The 18,416-nt window shown below is 56.0% G+C and carries 14 protein-coding genes; 8 read left to right on the top strand and 6 right to left on the bottom strand.

Going from position 1 to position 18,416, the window contains the following annotated elements; genetic code table 11:
- Positions 1 to 33 precede the first annotated feature (33 nt).
- The gene (locus QMG44_RS09440; protein WP_086532374.1) at positions 34 to 2,136 is read left to right on the top strand and encodes a TonB-dependent siderophore receptor; all 2,103 of its coding nucleotides are present in this window, start codon (positions 34 to 36) and stop codon (positions 2,134 to 2,136) included.
- A gap of 70 nt (positions 2,137 to 2,206) precedes the next feature.
- On the opposite strand, the gene QMG44_RS09435 is transcribed toward QMG44_RS09440, so the two are convergent.
- Positions 2,207 to 3,892: an alpha,alpha-trehalase gene (locus tag QMG44_RS09435; protein ID WP_063156551.1), complete on the bottom strand. Its 1,686-nt coding sequence runs from the start codon at positions 3,890 to 3,892 to the stop codon at positions 2,207 to 2,209.
- A gap of 362 nt (positions 3,893 to 4,254) precedes the next feature.
- A complete protein-coding gene (locus QMG44_RS09430) occupies positions 4,255 to 5,211 on the bottom strand; it encodes an AraC family transcriptional regulator (RefSeq protein WP_086532376.1) in 957 nt (318 codons plus the stop codon).
- Positions 5,212 to 5,326: 115 nt separating this feature from the next.
- On the opposite strand from QMG44_RS09430, the gene QMG44_RS09425 reads away from it, so the two are divergent.
- A complete protein-coding gene (locus QMG44_RS09425; RefSeq protein WP_032678410.1) occupies positions 5,327 to 6,514 on the top strand; it encodes an MFS transporter in 1,188 nt (395 codons plus the stop codon).
- Positions 6,515 to 6,584: 70 nt separating this feature from the next.
- Here the strand turns inward: QMG44_RS09425 and gap are convergent, their stop codons facing one another.
- Together gap and QMG44_RS09415 are read right to left on the bottom strand one after the other, a co-directional pair.
- Positions 6,585 to 7,595: a type I glyceraldehyde-3-phosphate dehydrogenase gene (gene gap / locus QMG44_RS09420; protein ID WP_040017756.1), complete on the bottom strand. Its 1,011-nt coding sequence runs from the start codon at positions 7,593 to 7,595 to the stop codon at positions 6,585 to 6,587.
- A gap of 78 nt (positions 7,596 to 7,673) precedes the next feature.
- Positions 7,674 to 8,654: a GlxA family transcriptional regulator gene (locus tag QMG44_RS09415; RefSeq protein ID WP_086532377.1), complete on the bottom strand. Its 981-nt coding sequence runs from the start codon at positions 8,652 to 8,654 to the stop codon at positions 7,674 to 7,676.
- A gap of 165 nt (positions 8,655 to 8,819) precedes the next feature.
- Here QMG44_RS09415 and QMG44_RS09410 point away from each other — a divergent pair, with 165 nt between their 5' ends.
- Complete coding sequence (locus QMG44_RS09410; RefSeq protein WP_086532378.1) at positions 8,820 to 9,791, top strand: fatty acid desaturase; 972 nt, start codon at positions 8,820 to 8,822, stop codon at positions 9,789 to 9,791.
- Positions 9,784 to 10,536 (top strand): phosphate/phosphite/phosphonate ABC transporter substrate-binding protein, encoded by a 753-nt coding sequence (locus QMG44_RS09405; RefSeq protein ID WP_086532379.1) that lies wholly within the window; start codon positions 9,784 to 9,786, stop codon positions 10,534 to 10,536. The genes QMG44_RS09410 and QMG44_RS09405 overlap by 8 nt, the downstream gene beginning before the upstream one ends.
- Positions 10,537 to 10,548: 12 nt before the next feature.
- On the opposite strand, the gene QMG44_RS09400 is transcribed toward QMG44_RS09405, so the two are convergent.
- Together QMG44_RS09400 and QMG44_RS09395 are read right to left on the bottom strand one after the other, a co-directional pair.
- On the bottom strand, positions 10,549 to 11,451 hold the full coding sequence (locus QMG44_RS09400; protein WP_020883452.1) for a LysR family transcriptional regulator: 903 nt from the start codon (positions 11,449 to 11,451) through the stop codon (positions 10,549 to 10,551).
- Between the two features lie 23 nt (positions 11,452 to 11,474).
- Positions 11,475 to 13,763, bottom strand: coding sequence for an FdhF/YdeP family oxidoreductase (locus tag QMG44_RS09395; protein ID WP_086532380.1), 2,289 nt, complete (start codon positions 13,761 to 13,763; stop codon positions 11,475 to 11,477).
- Between the two features lie 1,002 nt (positions 13,764 to 14,765).
- Between QMG44_RS09395 and QMG44_RS09390 the strand changes: the two genes are divergently transcribed.
- The 4 genes from QMG44_RS09390 to QMG44_RS09375 are packed head-to-tail and all read left to right on the top strand — an operon-like array spanning position 14,766 to position 18,415.
- Entirely contained in the window at positions 14,766 to 15,260 is a 495-nt protein-coding gene (locus tag QMG44_RS09390) for a hypothetical protein (RefSeq protein WP_014170557.1), read from the top strand.
- Positions 15,261 to 15,283: 23 nt separating this feature from the next.
- On the top strand, positions 15,284 to 15,787 hold the full coding sequence (gene tssJ / locus QMG44_RS09385; protein WP_014170556.1) for a type VI secretion system lipoprotein TssJ: 504 nt from the start codon (positions 15,284 to 15,286) through the stop codon (positions 15,785 to 15,787).
- 28 nt (positions 15,788 to 15,815) lie between these two features.
- The gene (gene tssK, locus QMG44_RS09380) at positions 15,816 to 17,159 is read left to right on the top strand and encodes a type VI secretion system baseplate subunit TssK (protein ID WP_040017749.1); all 1,344 of its coding nucleotides are present in this window, start codon (positions 15,816 to 15,818) and stop codon (positions 17,157 to 17,159) included.
- Between the two features lie 17 nt (positions 17,160 to 17,176).
- On the top strand, positions 17,177 to 18,415 hold the full coding sequence (locus QMG44_RS09375) for a DotU family type VI secretion system protein (protein ID WP_014170554.1): 1,239 nt from the start codon (positions 17,177 to 17,179) through the stop codon (positions 18,413 to 18,415).
- Position 18,416: the final 1 nt, after the last annotated feature.

Genomic DNA, 18,416 nt, shown 5'->3' with positions numbered 1-18,416 from the left:
GTTCCTGATTACATTTAATCACAAGACGACTTTATGAACCCCTCTCGTTTCACGTTATGCGCGTTGGCAGGAGCCGTGACGCTGGCATTGCAGGTACAGGCGTTTGCCGAAGAATCAACCATCGTAGTCACGGGCTCAGAGCAGGGCAGCGTACTGCCCGGCTGGACGAACAGCGCAACAAAATCAGCCGTTGCCGAGAGTAAAACCCCGCAGGTGATCAATACCCTGTCGGCACAGGAAATCGATAAACGTCACGCGAACTCCGTGAATGAGATCCTGCGCTATGCACCGGGTGTGTCGACCGAGGTGCGCGGAAACACCTCCTACATGAGCGAATATAAAATTCGCGGATTTACCGTCGATCAGGAGTTCTACAACGGGCTGCAGTTACCCTATAACGTCACCGGCAATACCAAAGCCCGCATCGATCCGCTGTTGGTTGAAAGCGTTGATATCCTCAAAGGTCCCTCATCGGTACTGTACGGCGGAGCCTCGCCGGGTGGGCTGGTGAATATTCAGAGTAAAAAACCGCAACAAGCCGCACGGACCGAACTGGGTTTTAACACCGGCAACCGCAACCTGAAAGAGGGGTATCTGGATTCGACCGGGCAAATTGCCAATAGCGACTGGAACTACCGTCTGCTGGGGAAAGCGACGGAGAGTGACGATCAGCCGCACACCTCCCGGTATGAAAACTACCTGGTTGCGCCGTCTGTCACCTGGCAACCGGACAACAAAACGCGCCTCACCCTTGATGCGCTGGCGCAAAACTCTCCAAGCCTGACGCCGTCTAACCCGCTGCCGCTCGCCTGGCTGCGTTCGAAATATGCGGGCAAGCGGGATTATGCCGGCGACGAATGGAGCGGGTTTAAACAGCGCCAGTGGATGCTGGGTTACAGCTTTGAACATGAATTTGACAGCGGCTGGGGTTTTAACCAGAAGGCACGCTATTTTGACATCGATACCCACCAGCGCAGTATTTATGCAACCGGGCCGGGCAGTGAAGTCAATCAGCTTAACCGCTTTGCCTACACCACGGATGAAGATCTCCGGAGCTTCAACATTGATAATCAGGTGACCAAAACCGTTGCGCTGGGTGAGTGGAAACACCATCTGCTGGCCGGGTTTGATTACCAAAAGCTGAATTCCCACTTCCACTACCGCTATGCCTCGACAACACCGGGGATTGATATGCGCAATCCGGACTATTCACAGGTCCATGAGGATGCGCTGGGGCTGTATACCGCGCAGAAAAACCGTCTGAGCTATCAGCAGAATGGGTATTACCTGCAGGATCAAGTGGAGTTTGGCGGCTTAAATCTGTTGGGCAGCCTGCGCTATGATGATTATCGCTCCGTCACCACCGATTATCTGCATAACGGCGACAAGGCGTGGGTATCGCAGGATCGTGTTACCAAACGACTGGGCGCGCTCTACGCCTTCGACAACGGTCTCTCTCCGTTTATCAGCTATTCAGAAGGGTTTGCCCCGGTCTCGCCGCAGGGAACCCTGACGGCGAAAGAGGTCAAGCCGACCACCAGCAAGCAGGTGGAGGGCGGGGTGAAATATCTGCTGGCAGAATACGCCACCACCTTTACCGCCTCGGTGTTTAGTATTCGCCAGAAGAATGTCGTCACTTCCGATCCCGGCTTCCTGAACTATCGTCAGACCGGCGAAGTGGAGTCTAAAGGGGCGGAGTTGTCTGTGATTGGCCGTCCGACAGACAATCTGAACCTGATTGCCAACTATGCATACACCCACGCCATCAATACGCAGGACGATAAGTATCAGGGCAAACGCCCTACGCAGGTGCCGGAAAATGCATTCAACCTGTGGGGGGATTACACCTTTGAGAATACGCCACTGAAAGGATTGATGCTGGGAGCCGGGGCGCGCTACACCGGGCCGATGGAGATTTCACCGGCGAACGACGCGGGTAAACTCGGTGGCACCACGCAGTACGATCTGGCGGCATCCTATCGGATGGGTGAAATTCTGCCTTCGCTCGAAGGGCTGACCCTCAAAGCGAGCGCGCAGAACATCACCAATAAAGAGACGTTGACCTGTTACGATGCGACCAACTGCTGGATTGGGCGTGACCGAACCTATCAGTTAGGCGCGAGCTACAGCTTCTGACGCCCTGTTAAACCCCGTAAGTCGGCCCATTCACCCTCTCCTGGTAGGAGAGGGTGAGGGAATGGCCGCTTTATTGCGCCGTACTTTTCGCCGGTGCGACAGCATCGTTTGCCGCCGGCTGATTCTCCGGCACGCTGTCGCACGGTTTCTCTTTCGGACAGACCAGATCCAGCATTTTCAGCGTCACGCCGTTGCTCCAGCCGAAGCCATCCTGCAGCGGATATTCACCGCCACCGCCCCCTGTACCGGTACTCGAAACGTCATACTTCTCTACCAGCTTCTGTTCGCGGTCATAGGTATGCTGAACATTTTTCAGGAAGCGCCAGGTCACATCCATTGCCACCTTATCCTGTCCGTAATTCTGCAACCCTTCCGTCGCCACCCATTGCAGCGGTGCCCAGCCGTTAGGTGCATCCCACTGCTGGCCGCTGTTGATGGTGGTGGTGGAAATGCCGCCCGGTTTGAGCAGGCGTGACGATGCCGCTGCAGCGACCTTATCAGCGCGATCCTGCGAAGCCGCCTTCACATAGAGCGGATAAAGTGCGGCTGCCGTAAGCTGATTACGCACCTTTTTGCTCTTAAGATCGTAATCCGCGTACCAGCCCTCTTTATCATTCCACAGATGGCTCTCGATCGCTTTCTGACGCGCGGTCGCCAGCGCGTCATACTTGCTGGCAGCGGAGGTATCGCCGGATGCCTGGCTTGCCCTGGCCAGCAGTTTTTCCATCTTAAACATCAGGGCGTTAAGATCGACAGGCACAATGCTGGTGGTGCGGATCGTGCCCAGTTTTTGCGGATCGTCCATCCAGCGGGAGCTAAAGTCCCACCCCGAGGCGGCCGCTGAGCGTAAATCGCGGTAGATCTCCGTGGCCGGTCGGTTAGGATTGCTTTTAGCGGTGGTTATATCGTCGAGCCAGGATTCAGGACGCGGCGTATCGCGGTCATCCCAGTAGCGGTTGAGTACTGAGCCATCGTCCAGCTTCACTACACGTTTGTTGGCTTGTCCGGCCTGCAGCGTGTCGGCCCCCTCCATCCAGTAGGCGTACTCTTTCTCCATTTGCGGACGGTATTTTTTCAGCGCATCGCTGTCATGGGTCGCCAGTAACTCGACCATCAGCGCGAAGAACGGAGGCTGGGAGCGGCTCAGGTAGTAGCTGCGGTTGCCGTTCGGGATATGTCCCCAGCTGTCCAGCTCGTAAGCGAAGTTGTCCACCATATCGCTGATTTTGTCCCAGTGGCCACTCTCAGCCAGACCTAACATGGTGAAATAACTGTCCCAGTAGTAGACCTCGCGAAAACGTCCACCAGGTACGACATAGGGTTTAGGCAGCGGCAGAAGGGAATCCCACTTATTACTCGCTTTATCGGTGGTGCGGGTCAGCACGGGCCAGAGGTCATCAATGTGTGCACGTAAAGTTTGCCCGGCAGGCGGGACGTATTTTTCACCCTCCGCTGGCAGCGTAAAGTTCATTTCCACAAAGTGCTTCAGATCGAAGCCAGACTGAGTGCGCTGCATCCGATAATCCGCCAGAATCATCAGCGGATCGCTTTTCGGCACGGCGTCAGCAAAGGTCTTTTGATCGGGAAACAGTTTGGCACTTTGCACATCATTAAAGAGAGGACCAAGTAAAATATCGGGGGAGCTTGTCTGGGTGGTGAGGTGTTCTTCCGCATAACCCCATGTTGTCACACCGAGTAACGCGCCGCCCAAAGCCAGGTGCAAAAGAGCAGGGCGTAGTGTACGAGGTCTTATCATCGGTTCATCTCCTGTATTCGCTGAGCAGCGTTGCCGCTGTTATCAATCACCTGAAAACCTTAGACGAATATTGGCCGCTTCGCGTGTCGAATATCCCATTTTGCGCATAACCAGACAATTTACCGTCTTGTTATGCGCCGGAAGGGAATGGGAGAATTTGCTATCTCGATGAAAGATAATTCTTTTTTATGATAAATAATTATATTGCTTTTAATTTAATCAACGGGCGCAAATCATGGCGCGATAATAAAATGCGCGGAATGCTCTTTTATTCCGGAATAGCGCAAGGTGCTCCCTTAGCACGCCCCATAATTAAATCGCGAAAGGCGACTGGCAAAAAATACGCAGCGCTAACGCCTGGCTCAGACCTCTTCCGGGGTCTGGCTGGTCTCGCGCAACGTGCCCGGCGCATGCCCAATAATGCGCTTAAATGCCCGACTGAACGCGGCCAGTGAACCGTACCCCAGACGCAACGCGACGGTTTCAATGGGCTGGTTTTCGTGGCGGATGTACTGAATGGCCAGCCGCATCCTCAGTTCGCTGAGATATTTTGCCGGTGTGGTTCCCGTGGCCGCCAGAAAACGTTCAGCAAACACGGAGCGGGAAGTGCCCGCTTCTTTCGCCAGATCCGCCACGCTCCAGTTCAGGCCTGGCTGCTGATGCATGGCGTAAATGGCCCGGCTCAAACGCGGGTCGCGCAATACCTGCACCCAGCCGGTAGCTTTGCCGCAGCCTCCTTCAACCCAGCCACGCACGATCAACGCGGCCACCACGTCGGCAAGTCGCGCGAGGATCCCGGCGAATCCGGCCTGGCGGGTCATTGATTCCCGCTCCATCGCTGCCAGCAGCGGATGAATTTCCGGCCATGTGGACATCAGCCGGCTCACCATCATCACTTCCGGCATCGCCTTGATCAGCGGCTGCATCCCACCCAGTTCAAAATCCATGCATCCACTGAAGATGATGATGTTCTCGCTTTCCGGACACGGCTCACAGGTGATCGCGCAGACCGAACCGCAGATAGGCTCGCTGGGGAATGCACTGACCGGGGTAATGCTGGCGTGCTCGTCAGAGAGCAGGGCATGGGCGTTGCCGTTCGGGATAAAAAGGGCGTCACCGCCATTCAGCGTGAAGGTGGCGCCACTCTCCATACGCAAAAGGGCGCTGCCGTGGCTGACAAAATGGAACTGGGCTTTGCCGGGCGCCTGGTGAAACGCCACGCCAAACGGCGCGCTGGCCTCAATCCGACGGTATTTCACGCCCGACAGGCGCATGCCCCGCAAAAGTTCGCTGATCAAATCGGGTGACTGAGCGGTCATGACGCAACTCCGGACGAATAATCAATAAGTGGAGATTATATGTCATAGATCGTCCAGGGTGAACCCACTATGCTTTTGCGACAGTTGTCACATTTTTATAACGGGAGAACAACAGATGAATTCATGTGTCGTGGCGAGAGAGGCGGTCACGCCTGCAAAACCCGCCTGGCGAGCCGTCTACTCACTGGGGCTTGGCGTATTCGGCCTGATCACAGCAGAATTCCTGCCCGCCAGTTTGCTGACGCCGATGGCCGCGAGCCTGGGGGTGTCCGAGGGGATGGCCGGACAGGCGGTGACGGCCACTGCGCTGGTGGCGCTGGTCACCGGGTTGCTCATCACGCCGGCCACCAAAAATATCGACCGTCGCTGGGTATTGATGTTCTTCTCGGTGCTGCAGATCATCTCCAGCCTGCTGGTGGCCTTTGCGCCCACGCTGCACGTCCTGCTGATGGGCCGGCTGTTGTTGGGTGTGGCGATCGGGGGATTCTGGGCGATGTCGACCGCCACGGCGATGCGCCTGGTGCCCGCCGATAAAGTGCCGAAAGCGCTGGCGGTGATATTCTCCAGCGTCTCGATTGCGACGGTGGTGGCGGCGCCGCTGGGAAGCTATCTGGGTAGCCTGATTGGCTGGCGTAACGTCTTTATTCTCTGCATTCTGCCGAGCATGCTGGCGCTGCTGTGGCAGCTCTGGGTACTGCCGTCCATGAAGCCGGAAAGCAGCGGCAGCCTGAGTACGCTGTTCCGCGTGCTGCGTCGTCCGGGGATGATTGGCGGCATGCTGGCGACCATTCTTATCTTCAGCGGCCACTTTGCCTTCTTTACCTACCTGCGTCCGTTCCTTGAAACGGTGGGGCAGGCGAGCGTGGAGAGCATCTCGCTGATCCTGCTGGGCTTTGGGATTGCCAACTTCATCGGCACCTCCGTCGCCGGGCATCTGCTGGCGCGTAACCTGCGCCTGACGCTGGCACTGGTACCGTTCGCGATGGGCGTGCTTGCTCTCACCATGGTGGCGTTTGGTCATCTGGCGATGCTGGACGGGTTACTGGTTGCGCTGTGGGGCTTTGCGTTTGGTCTGGTACCGGTGGGCTGGTCAACGTGGCTTGCCACCACCGTGCCGGATGAAGCCGAAAGTGCGGGTGGTCTGCTGGTGGCCTCTATCCAGCTGGCGATAAGCGCCGGTGCGGCAGTGGGCGGGGCGGTATTCGACCTCAACGGTGCCAGCGGCGTCTTCGCGGGCAGCGGTTTCCTGCTGGTGACGGCCATGGTAATTGTGTTTATGGGCGTGAAAGTCAAAGCAGAGTGACGAACGCGTGCCCGGTCAGCGAAAGGCTACCGGGCAGCGACACCCACTCAGAGTGGGTGCAGGGGGAAGATTACAACCCTTTCTTATCCATCAGCACCGCCAGATCCACCAGACGGTTTGAGAATCCCCATTCGTTGTCATACCACGCCAGGATCTTCACCATTTTGCCGCCAATCACGAGGGTGGAGAGCCCGTCGATAATTGACGAGCGCGGGTCGCCCTGATAATCACTGGAAACCAGCGGTTCATCGCTGTAACCCAGAATGCCTTTCAGGGGGCCACTGGCAGCGGCTTTCCGGAAGGCGTCATTCACCTCCTCGGCGGTAACATCACGGCTCAGGGTTACCGTCAAATCCACAATCGACACCACCGGAACCGGCACGCGCAGGGAATACCCGGTCAGTTTACCGTCAAGTGAGGGGATCACTTTCCCCAGCGCTTTCGCCGCACCGCTGGAGTAAGGCACAATCGACAGCGCTGCCGCACGTGCACCGCGCAGATCCTTCTCTGGCTGATCGTGCAGTGCCTGACTGTTAGTATAAGCGTGCGTGGTGTTCATCAGGCCATGCTCAATACCGAACTGCTGATGCAGAACCTGAGCGGCGGGGGCCAGACCATTGGTCGTACAACTGCCGTTACTCACCACGTAATGCTGAGCCGGATCGTACTGTTCATGGTTGACGCCCATGACCACCGTCAGGTCATCGTTTTTGCCGGGGGCGGAGATGATGACGCGCTTAGCCCCACCGTGCGTGATATGCACGGCCGCTTTTTCCCGCTCCGTAAAGAAGCCAGTGGCTTCTATAACCACGTCAACGCCGGCGTCACGCCACGCGATATTCGCCGGATCGCGTTCGCTAAAGACGACGATCCGCTGGCCATCGACCTGCAGCGCACCATCCGCGGCTTCAACGGGAGCCGGCAGCGTGCCGAGAAGGGAATCATGTTTGAGCAGATGGGCGAGGGTTTTGCTGTCCGTCAGATCGTTAATTGCCACAATCTGCACATCCGGGTTACCCAGTGCCGCGCGCAGGAAATTACGTCCGATACGGCCGAAACCGTTAATGCCGACCTTAACCATAGTGCACTCCTTATCTCTGTTGTCTGGAGTCACTGTAGGCGTCAGGCCGGATGGCGTAAACGACAAAAAAGGATCACATTATGCCATTTTGCGACAGTGGAAGCGCTGACGATACTCGCCAGGCGTGAGGTGGAGTTGTTTCTCAAAGACGCGACGCAAATTGATGCTGCTGCCAAACCCGCTCTGCTCAGCAATGCGTTCGAGAGGGTTGCTGGTCTGTTCAAGCAGTTGCCGGGCGGCGGCAAGGCGTGCTTCGGTGACATAACGCGCCGGAGAGGCGCCCGTTTCACGGGTGAACACGCGGGTGAAATTGCGCGGGCTCATCGCCGCTTTTTGCGCCAGATTTTCCACGCACAGGTCAGCGGTCAGGTTCTCCAGGATCCAGGTTTGCAGGTCGCTCATCGGGCCGGATGTGCCGGGCTGCTGAAGATTATAGCGACTGAACTGGAGCTGCCCGCCGGGGCGGCGCAGATACATCACCATATCCTGCGCCACCTCGCGAGCGAGGGTAAAACCGTAATCGTCTTCCACCAGCGCCAGGGTTAAATCAAACCCGGAGCTAACCCCACCGGAGGTCCAGATGGGACCGTCCTGAATATACAGCGGGCCACCTTCCACATGGATGGCCGGGTACTGGGTTTGCAGGTTCTCCAGCAGTCGCCAGTGGGTGGTCGCCCGGCGTCCATCAAGCAGGCCGGTCTGGGCCAGCAGCATCGCGCCGCCGCAAATGGAGGCTATCCGCCGCGCGTGTGGCGCAGCCAGGTGCAGCCAGTCCACCACCGCCGTGCTCTCCTGCTCGTTCATTCCGCGGCCGGTGATAATAATCGTATCAAGCGGTTCACGCGGATCCAGCTCCGGCAGGCGATAATCCGCCAGCAGATTCAGGCCGGACTGGCCGTGGATCACCTGGTGAGGCTGGGTGGTGGCGATGATAATGCGGTAACAGGGATGGGCAAGGCCTTCCGGATGCAGCCGGTTCGCCTGCATCAGAATGTCTGCGATACCGGCGGCTTCAAACAGCATGCCGCCGTCAGGGACGATAATCAGGATCTTCTTCATGTCCTGAAAAGTACCTTTATTGCAAAATAAGTCAAGCTGCGAACGAGAGGGAGATCTCGCGCTGCCCGCGTTTCTGGCAAAGCAAAGCGATATAAGTTCTTTGTTATTTCCGGCGTTTTCCCCGATCGTCAGGGCATTCTCTCTGGCGAAACGGCGTCTGAAGGCATGGGTAAACGAAGCTCCCTCTATTTACATCCGCAACAACGCGATCAAATTCACCACCTCGCCTCGGGGTTTTTGTGGCGAAGCGAACTGCCCACGTGGATCGTCATCATCACCCTTTACAGTGGCTGGTTTGCCACGCTGGCGTACTGGAAAACGCTGGGATTGCTGCCCGCTACGCTGCTGCTCATCGGATTTACCACCTGGTATATGTCACTCCAGCATGAACTGATCCACGGCCATCCCACGCGCTTTGCCTGGCTTAACGCGCTGTTTGGCACGCTTCCGCTGGCGGTGTGGTATCCGTATGGTCTGTACCGGGACTCTCATCTTGCCCATCATCGCCACGATAGCCTGACGATCCCGGTGGATGACCCGGAGTCGTACTATTTTACCGAGGAGAGCTGGGCACGCTTTTCGCCCTGGCACAAGCGCGTGATCCATGCACGGAATACCTTCTGCGGCCGGCTGTTGCTGGCACCGCTGCTGGATATTCTGCAGACCCTGGCCAGCGCCGTGACGGCGTTTCGCCATCTTCACCTGCGCGCAATGGCAATGTGGCTCGTCCACGCGTCGCTGCTGGCAGCGCTGTTTGCCTGGATGATGCACAACGGTTTCTCGCCCGTCTGGTTTGTGCTGGCGGTAAGTTATCCGGCGCTGGCGCTGACTAAAGTGCGCTCCTTTTATGAACATCGCGCGGCGGATGATCCGCTGGCGCGTTCTGTCATCAACGAAGCAGGGCTGTTCTGGCGGGGGCTGTTTTTAAATCTTAACTACCATTCAGTCCATCACGATTTACCGGGTGTTCCGTGGTATGGGCTAAAAAGCGTCTATCTGCAAAACCGGGCGGCGTACCAGAAGCGTAACCATGGTTTTGTGGTCAGGGGTTATAGTGAATGGATGCGACAGTTCTGGGGGCGGGCGGTCAACGTCACCGCTCACCCAGGGCGTCAACACGAGGGAAGTCATGAGTAACCCGCTGGCGTTTCCGATGTATGCCATCAATCGCGCCGACACCGATGCCCTCTGGCGAGCGGTACAGCACCTGCTTGCCGAACGCGGCGTGCCGGTGAGCGAGGGCGTACCCGATGATTCTCTGCTGGCCCACTGGCAGCAGCCCGGGCTTGTCCTCAGCCAGACCTGCGGCTACCCGCTGATGACGCAATTGCCGGACGTACAGGTCGTGGGCTGTTTTCACTACCAGGCGCCGGGCTGCGAAGCGTTTTATTACCGTAGCCTTCTGGTGACGCGCGCCCAGAAGCGTACCCGGACAGTGGCTGATTTTCGCGGCCGATGGGCGGTATGCAATTCTGCGGATTCGCAGTCCGGTTATCACGCGCTGCGAAAAAAAGTGGCGCCACTTGCACCCGATGGCCATTATTTTGCCCGGACGACCTTTAGCGGCAGCCATCGCCAGTCGCTGATTGATCTAAAAGAGGGTAAGGGCGATATCGCCGCTATCGACTGCGTGACGTACGCGTTACTGCAGCGTCATGAACCGGCGTTGCTCGACGGGCTGGCGGCGATCGACAGTACTCCCCTGACACCCGGGTTACCGCTGATTACCGCGCACAACACATCCCCTGAAACGCTTAACGCTCTCCGTGATGCGCTGAACACGCTGGTGAATGCCCCGCAATACCGGGACGTTTGCAAGGCGGTGCTGATCGGCGGGTTCAGTGTGGTGACGCGTCAGTCTTATTCGGTGTTGCTCGACTGACGCGTTATCACCTCACTCAATGCCGTTGTTCTCTGCAAGATAAAGCGCCTGCGCGTCGGTGAAACAGCGCAGTGCCAGTGAGGAGACGGGGGCCTGTCGACGCATGATCAGGCCGATCGGGGCTTCGATGTTCGAGTCGGTTATGGGGGTTATCCGGAAGTGGCTGTTCAGGTTCTCCAGCCCGTTGTTCAGCGGCATCACGGCACAGCAGACGCCGCTTTGTACCGCCTGAATGATCTGGAAAGTGGAGTCGCTTTCAAAGACAGACTCGGGATTAATGCCAGCAGATTTAAAGCTCACCTCCATATGCTCACGATAATGCATCCCCTTGGTCAGAAACCCCAGCGGAAATGCCATCAGTTCCTGCCAGGTCAGCGTCTCCTGATCCAGCTGGAAATGGCGGATATCGTGCAGCAAACCCATTTCGGTTTTTGGCAGCTGGATAATGTCAAACGGACGGGTGTCAATGCTGTTCAGGTAGCAAATCCCCAGTTCAAGCTGATTCCGGCTGACGCCGTCGGCAATTTGTTGCGAGGACATTGAGTAGAGGCTGTAGGTCAGCTCCGGGTATTTTTGCGTCAGCTGGCGGATAAAGATCATCGGATCCACACTGGCCAGCGGCACCATTCCCAGACGCAATTCACCCACCACTTGCCCTTTGCACAGCGAGGCTTCGGCCTGCAGGCCGTCGTGAGCGGCCAGTACCGCGCGCGCCCATGCCAGAATGCGTTCGCCTTCGGGCGTAAAGCCTTCAAAACGTTGCCCGCGAGTAATCAGCACCAGCCCCAGCTCCTCTTCCAGGCTGCGAATACGCATGGAGAGGGTCGGCTGGGTGATGTTGCACTGCGAGGCTGCTTTACCAAAATGCCGGGTCTGATCGAGTGCGATTAAGTACTTTAACTGTTTTATATCCATCGTATTTCTCTGCGTTGAAAGCCTTACAGCACGCGGATCTCTTTCGAACGCAGGATGAGGCGGACCGGAACCGATTTATAAGACGGCGTACCGCTGTCCTTATCCAGATAATCAAGCGGAACCAGTACGTTGGCCTCCGGGTAGTAGGCTCCGACGGAACCCGGCGCAATGCTGTAGGCCACAACGGTAATGTCTTCCAGACGCTGAACGCTCCCCGGCAGGGCGGTTTCGATATCCACGCGATCGCCATGCTCCAGGCCTGACTGTGCCATATCATCTTCATTCATAAACAGCACATCGCGACGGCCAAAGACGCCGCGGTAGCGGTCATCAAGGGCGTAAATGGTGGTGTTGTACTGGTCGTGGCTGCGCAGCGTGATCAGGCGCAGCACATTATCGCCTTCACCACTGGCGTTCTCATTGACGCCGTCGAAAACCGAAAACATCGCTTTGCCCGTCGCCGTTGGCCAGATACGTTCTGTGGGCGGCAGCGGCATGCGAAAACCACCGGGAATGCGGATCCGTTCATTGTAATTCTCGAAGCCCGGAATGGTCTGCTCAATCAGGTTGCGGATACGGTCATAATCCTCAACCAGCGTCATCCAGTCCACGCGGGTCTCCCGCAGGGTGGCTTGCGCCATTCCGGCGACAATGGCCGGCTCAGCGCGCAGGCGCGGAGAGGCGGGTTTCAGCTTGCCGGAAGAGGCATGCACCATCGACATGGAGTCCTCCACGGTAATGGACTGGCGTCCGGTGGCCTGGATATCCAGCTCGGTACGACCGAGGCACGGCAAAATAAAGGTCTCTTTACCCACCAGCAAATGGGTGCGGTTGAGCTTGGTACCGATGTGCACGCTCAGATCCAGCGTATTCATTGCCGGAAAACCGTTCTCGTGATCGGGCATCGCCACCGCAAAATTTCCCCCCAGACAGATCAGCGCTTTTGCACGTCCGTCGATCATGGCCTGCGTTGCCTGCACCGCATCATGGCCGTGGTGAGCAGGGGGCTCAAAACCGAATACCTCCTTCAGGCGGTTGAGAAATGCCGGTGTCGGTTTCTCGCTTATACCCACGGTGCGGTTACCCTGAACGTTCGAGTGGCCGCGCAGTGGGCATATCCCCGCGCCGGGTTTGCCAATGTTACCGCGCAACAGCAACAGATCAGCGATCAGGCGGACATTCGCGGTGCCTTTATTATGCTGGGTGATGCCCATCCCGTAGGTGATGATGGTGGCATTCGATTTTGCGTAGGCCTCGGCCACGGATTTGAGCGCTGCCCGGCTCAACCCGGATTCACGCTCAATGGCCTCCCAGTCGGTTTGCGCAATGTCCGCAGCAAACGCCTCAACGCCCTGGGTGTGTTCAGCAATAAAGGCGCGATCGAGCACGTTTCCGCGTTCGTTCTCCATCTCCAGCAGGTGTTTTGCGATCCCTTTTAACGCAGCGGCATCGCCCCCGGCTTTCACCTGGAAATAGGTGGAGGCGATATCGGTAGAGCTGTAGGTTGCCATCTCAATAACGCTTTGCGGATCCGCGAAACGTTCCAGCGCGCGCTCGCGCAGGGGATTAAAAACGATAATCGGTACGTTGCGGCGAGCCAGCTCATGCAGCGTGCCCATCATCCGCGGATGGTTGGTCCCAGGGTTATGACCAATGGAGATAACCAGCTCCGTTTTATCGAAGTCATCAAGTGAGACGGTCCCTTTCCCGATACCAATGGAACGGGGTAAACCGACGCTGGTGGCTTCATGGCACATATTCGAGCAGTCGGGGAAGTTATTGGTACCGTACTCGCGGGCGAACAGCTGGAACAGATACGCGGCTTCGTTCGAGGCTCTGCCGGAGGTATAAAATTCGACTTGGTCAGGCTCAAGCCCGCGCAGCACCTCACCGATACGCTGGAAAGCGTCGTCCCATTCCACTGGCTGGAAGGTATCACTTGCCCGGTCATAGCGCAGGGGATGGGTGAGACGACCGTAACCTTCCAGCTCAAAATCAGATTTAGCCAGCAGCGAGGACACGCTGTTTTTGGCGAGAAAATCCGTGGTGACGCGTTTATTGGTGGCTTCCCAGGTGACGGCTTTCGCCCCGTTCTCACAGAACTGGAACGTGGATTTGTGTTCTTTATCGGGCCACGCACAGCCAGGGCAGTCAAAACCGTCAGGCTGGTTTGTGCGCAGCAGGGTTGCGGGGGCATCCAGCGTATCCATTTGGGTACGTACCGCAATGGCCGTCGCCTTTAACGCCCCCCAGCCACCGGCTGGGCCGTCATAGTGCCTGATACCGGGAACTGAGCGTCTTTTCTTATTCATACCAACTCCTGACTTGTGCGGTCATGACATCACCTGCGCCCATAAACCACCGGGTTTGCCAATAAGCGAAAACAATGATGGCGTCTGTTACCAGAGGCCAGAGCAAAGTTAAATGCATTGAATTGAATGGCGATATTTTACAGTGGCTTACAAGCTAATCGGCGTAAACATTTAAAGAAATTATAACGAAATTTTATCATTTTTATAATAAATCTTATCTATCACCTGTTCACTCTGCGCTATGGCGAAAGCGAAGCGATGATGAAGTCAGCGTTAAATTTCAGATGAAGGTGGCTGAAGGGCAGGGCGACGAAGACCCCTGCAGACAGGAGGAATCGGTGCAAATTAATCGTCGCTTTAACCAGAAATATGTAGCTGTGCTTAATTGTTAATATCGGAAAATTACCAGATTAAATCCGAAAAGGAGATTAAAAGACAAACTTATTTTGAGGTGTAAAATTAACTTTTCTCAGTTTCCCTGAAACAATTTCATATATTGAGACAGGTCTGGCTGAAATTGAAAGTTACCTCGATAATGCAACAAATAATTCATATTGGATATATTTTCTTCGCCCCGCATAAAGCCAGATTCTACTAATTATGGTAGTAGCAGTAATAGGGTTATTGCGTTAATGAAAGTGATTCTCTTTTGTGGAATTTTATTTTAAATCAGATAGATATGTGATTTTTGCTTGAGGGGAATAGACGATTTTAGCTAAATCGTATTTTTTTCTCAGATTAATCCTATAATGTCTCGAGTGCTTCATTAACCATCAGTTATGAAGCGGTAAATATTGAATTGGTGGCAAGCTCATGTAAACTTGCTTACCGTTTGTCAAAATATGTCAGGAAGACGCTGGGCCTTATTCTGAAGGGCTCGTGCGGTAGCTATGCCCTTAAATAGTAACGCCCCGAAAATATACTGACTATTTTAACAATAGCACCTAAGTCAAACTTCATCCCCTTTATCTCCATCATCGAAATATCGCTACGGAAAAGCATATGAAAATGCGCGTACTGTTTTCACTTCTGTTTGTAATGGCGGTGGCGGGCTGTAAAGCGCCGCAGAAACCTGTGATCAACGACGACACGATCGTGACCAGCCAGGTCAATGGCGTCACGTTAACCCACCGTCATGCTGTTTTACCTCCAGCAGAGTTTACTCAGCTCAATGAGCCGTATCGTGCCATGTATCCGGCCTCGCTGATGAGCCGTCCTGACTTCGGCGGAAAGGTAATCCGTACCCTGGAAACCGGTAAAACGTATGTGGTCCTGGGTCAGGTTGAGCACTACTGGATGGCGCTTGCCGATGAGGGAAATGATCAGCTGATTGGCTACGTCCCGATGCGCGCAGTGATCAAAGCCGATCAGTACGAAGCGACCGTCCGTAAGCAGGCCCAGCGTGCGAAAGTGCGTAAGAAGGCAACCTGTGTTGATGTGGACGGTAACAGCAAAGCCTGCAAAGACAGCGCTAACGGTACCTGGATCCTGAACTAAACCGCGTCCCAGAGCGTATTTTTATGAATAATAAAAATTTTCATTGGTTGTGGTCCGTCTTTTACGCGGCGATTTTCGCCCTTGTCAGTGGTTGTACGTCGTCTTCACACAGCGACCCTTCCCGCTACAATCTGCAGTTTCAGGCTCATCCACAAATCAATGAATCTGCGCCGCTAAAAGTCAGAGTGCTGTTGCTGAAATCCGATGCGGATTTCATGTCCAGCGACTTCTATTCCCTGCAGAACAACGCGTCAGCCACGCTTGGCGCGAATCTGCTGAACAGCGATGTTTTCTTCCTGATGCCGGGTCAGCTCTCGAAAACCCTGAGTGGACAGAGCTCTCCCGACGCCCGCTACATTGGTGTGATGGCGGAATATCAGATGCTGGATGGCAAAAAATGGCGCGTTTCACTCCCTCTGCCTGTGCCAGGCGAAAACCATATCTACCAGTTCTGGAAATGGTCAGCGGATGAACTCCAGGCCAACGTGTTTCTCGACGTGAATGGCATCCGGGTCATCAGCCAGTAACGCGCTTCATAACAGGAATTACATCATCATGACGAAAGCAGAAAAGGTCGTCTGGACCGAAGGCATGTTCCTGCGCCCACACCATTTTCAGCGGACTGAAAGCTATCTGCTCAACCACGTTCGTGAATGGGGTGCGCTGCAGCGTTCATACCTTTGGGGCTTTCTCGACGTTGAGCTGGACGAAGCGATGCTGCGCCAGGGATGCATTGCCCTGAGCTACTGCAGTGGACTGCTGCCTGACGGAACCTTTTTCCAGGTGCGCAATGGCCGCAATGGTCCGGTGCCGCTGAAAATCCCTGACAATCTCACCAATGAAAAGGTGGTGCTCGCACTGCCGGTTCGCCGTGGAGAGAGAGAAGAGGTGATCTTCAGTGACGAGCCAGCCTCGCTGGCGCGCTTCATCGCCTTTGAGCAAGAGGTGGAAGACGACAACGCCATGTCGGTAGGCGATGCCACCGTGCAGTTTGGCCGTCTGCGTCTGACCCTGATGCTGGAAAAAGATGTAACGGCAGAGTGGACCGCTATCGGCGTGGCGTTTGTGACCGAGAAACGCAACGATAACCACGTGCGTCTCGATAGCAGCTACATTCCGCCGATGCTGAATGCCAATAACAGCCCGCAGATCTACAGCATGATTAACGATCTGCACGGCTTACTGGTGCAGCGCAGCCAGCAAATTGGCGGTCGTCTGCGCCAGCCTGGCCGCTTTAATACCTCGGAACTGATTGAATTCACGCTGCTCTCACTGGTGAACCGTCATCTGGGCGAGGTTTCGCATTTAAAAACGCTTCCGCTGCTGCATCCGGAAACACTCTGGCGCAGCTGGCTGCCGTTTGCGACCGAGCTCGCCACCTGGGCGTCTCAGCGTACCGCTGAAAGCGTGCTGCCGATTTACGATCACGACGACCTCGCGGGTTGCTTCAGCAAACTGATGATGCTGCTGCGTCAGGGGCTATCTCTGGTGATGGAAGACCATGCCATTCAGCTGCCGCTTAACGAGCGTTCCCACGGTCTGAACATCGCGACCGTGCCGGAAACCAGCATGGTGCGTGAGTTCGGTTTCGTGCTGGCGGTCAAAGCCAACGTGCCGGGCGAACACCTGCAAACCCATTTCCCTGCCCAGATGAAAGTGGCGCCGGTCTCGAAAATTCGCGATCTGGTTCAGCTGCAACTGCCTGGCATTATGCTGCGCGCCATGCCGGTCGCACCGCCGCAGATCCCCTGGCATGCAGGCTACAGCTACTTCGAGCTGGAGAAGGGGAGCGAGCTGTGGCACGAGATGGATAAGTCCGGCGCTTTCGCCCTGCATCTCGCAGGCGAGTTCCCGGGACTTGATATGGAGTTTTGGGCCATCCGTAGCCCGACTGAATAATAAAGCGAGCGCTTAATATGCAGGAACGACAGGATACCGGCAGTGATGCCGCGTTTACCGGAGCCAGTAGCAACAATCAGCTGGTGGCGGCCGCCAATCCGCTGCTCAATGCGATTCCGCAAATCCGTCATTCGGTATCACATGACGATCAGGTGGCGTTGCGCCAGCGCCTGATCGATGAGATCCGCCGGTTCGAAGTGCGCTGTCAGCAGGCCGGTCTGGCCTATGAGGTGATCGTCGGGGCACGTTACTGCCTGTGTACGGCACTTGATGAGGCCGCTGCGCTTACCCCCTGGGGCAGCAGCGGCGTCTGGTCCAGCAATGGTCTGCTGGTGACGTTTCATAACGAAACCTGGGGCGGCGAAAAGTTCTTCCAGCTGCTGGCGCGTCTGTCGCAAAACCCGCGCGAACATATTCTGCTGCTGGAGATGATCAACTACTGCCTGCTGCTCGGCTTCGAGGGGCGCTATCGAGTGCTGGATAATGGCCGCACCCAGCTTGAAACCATCAAGCAACGGCTGTGGCAGATGATTCGCGGCGTGCGTGGCAGTTACCCGCCACAGCTCTCTCCGCATCCGGAAGATCGTCCGGTACTGCGCAAGCTATGGCGACCCATGGTACCTCTGTGGGCCTGCGTGGCGCTGGCCGGGTTTATCGCCTGCCTGTTCTATATCGTGCTTAACTGGCGGCTTGGCGATAGTACCAACCCGGTATTAGCAAAAATTTATCAGTCACAGCTTCCCGAAACGACTATCCAGCAACCTGCCCGCCAGCTGCCTGCGGTGCTGAACCTGCGTGGTTTCCTGAAGCCGGAAATTGAAGCCGGTCTGGTTGCGGTAAAAGATGAAGCGGACCGTAGCGTGGTGATCCTGAAAGGGGACGGCCTGTTTGCTTCCGCCTCAACCGTGGTACGTGACCGTTATGAGCCGGTGATAAACCGTATTGCACAGGCCATGAATAACGTCAGCGGTAAAATTCTGGTGGTGGGCTACAGCGACAACGTGCCAATTCGCAGCGCGCGCTTTGCCTCTAACTATGAACTGTCACTGGAACGTGCCCGGTCAGTTCAGAAAATGCTGCAGGGAAGCCTCTCTCAACCTGAACGTGTGAAAGCGGAAGGCCGCGGCGAGATTAATCCAGTGGCACCTAACAATACGCCGGAAAACCGTGCCCGTAACCGCCGGGTGGAAATTACTCTGCTGGTGTCGCCTGAAAATACCCAGGCTGAGCTGAACGGATTGCCGCAAGGAAACTAAG

It is taken from the genome of Enterobacter sp. 200527-13, assembly GCF_027924865.1.
GTDB lineage: Bacteria > Pseudomonadota > Gammaproteobacteria > Enterobacterales > Enterobacteriaceae > Enterobacter > Enterobacter ludwigii.
This window is presented reverse-complemented; position numbering and strand designations above follow the sequence as displayed.

Bases quoted from the DNA above. Each gene is read 5' to 3' on its own strand.
- QMG44_RS09375 (WP_014170554.1), top strand. From the start codon at position 17,177: ATGCAGGAACGACAGGATACCGGCAGTGATGCCGCGTTTACCGGAGCC.
- QMG44_RS09395 (WP_086532380.1), bottom strand. From the start codon at position 13,763: ATGAATAAGAAAAGACGCTCAGTTCCCGGTATCAGGCACTATGACGGC.
- QMG44_RS09415 (WP_086532377.1), bottom strand. From the start codon at position 8,654: ATGAAGAAGATCCTGATTATCGTCCCTGACGGCGGCATGCTGTTTGAA.
- QMG44_RS09425 (WP_032678410.1), top strand. From the start codon at position 5,327: ATGAATTCATGTGTCGTGGCGAGAGAGGCGGTCACGCCTGCAAAACCC.
- gap (WP_040017756.1), bottom strand. From the start codon at position 7,595: ATGGTTAAGGTCGGCATTAACGGTTTCGGCCGTATCGGACGTAATTTC.
- QMG44_RS09440 (WP_086532374.1), top strand. From the start codon at position 34: ATGAACCCCTCTCGTTTCACGTTATGCGCGTTGGCAGGAGCCGTGACG.
- QMG44_RS09390 (WP_014170557.1), top strand. From the start codon at position 14,766: ATGAAAATGCGCGTACTGTTTTCACTTCTGTTTGTAATGGCGGTGGCG.
- QMG44_RS09430 (WP_086532376.1), bottom strand. From the start codon at position 5,211: ATGACCGCTCAGTCACCCGATTTGATCAGCGAACTTTTGCGGGGCATG.
- tssJ (WP_014170556.1), top strand. From the start codon at position 15,284: ATGAATAATAAAAATTTTCATTGGTTGTGGTCCGTCTTTTACGCGGCG.
- QMG44_RS09410 (WP_086532378.1), top strand. From the start codon at position 8,820: ATGGGTAAACGAAGCTCCCTCTATTTACATCCGCAACAACGCGATCAA.
- tssK (WP_040017749.1), top strand. From the start codon at position 15,816: ATGACGAAAGCAGAAAAGGTCGTCTGGACCGAAGGCATGTTCCTGCGC.
- QMG44_RS09400 (WP_020883452.1), bottom strand. From the start codon at position 11,451: ATGGATATAAAACAGTTAAAGTACTTAATCGCACTCGATCAGACCCGG.
- QMG44_RS09435 (WP_063156551.1), bottom strand. From the start codon at position 3,892: ATGATAAGACCTCGTACACTACGCCCTGCTCTTTTGCACCTGGCTTTG.
- QMG44_RS09405 (WP_086532379.1), top strand. From the start codon at position 9,784: ATGAGTAACCCGCTGGCGTTTCCGATGTATGCCATCAATCGCGCCGAC.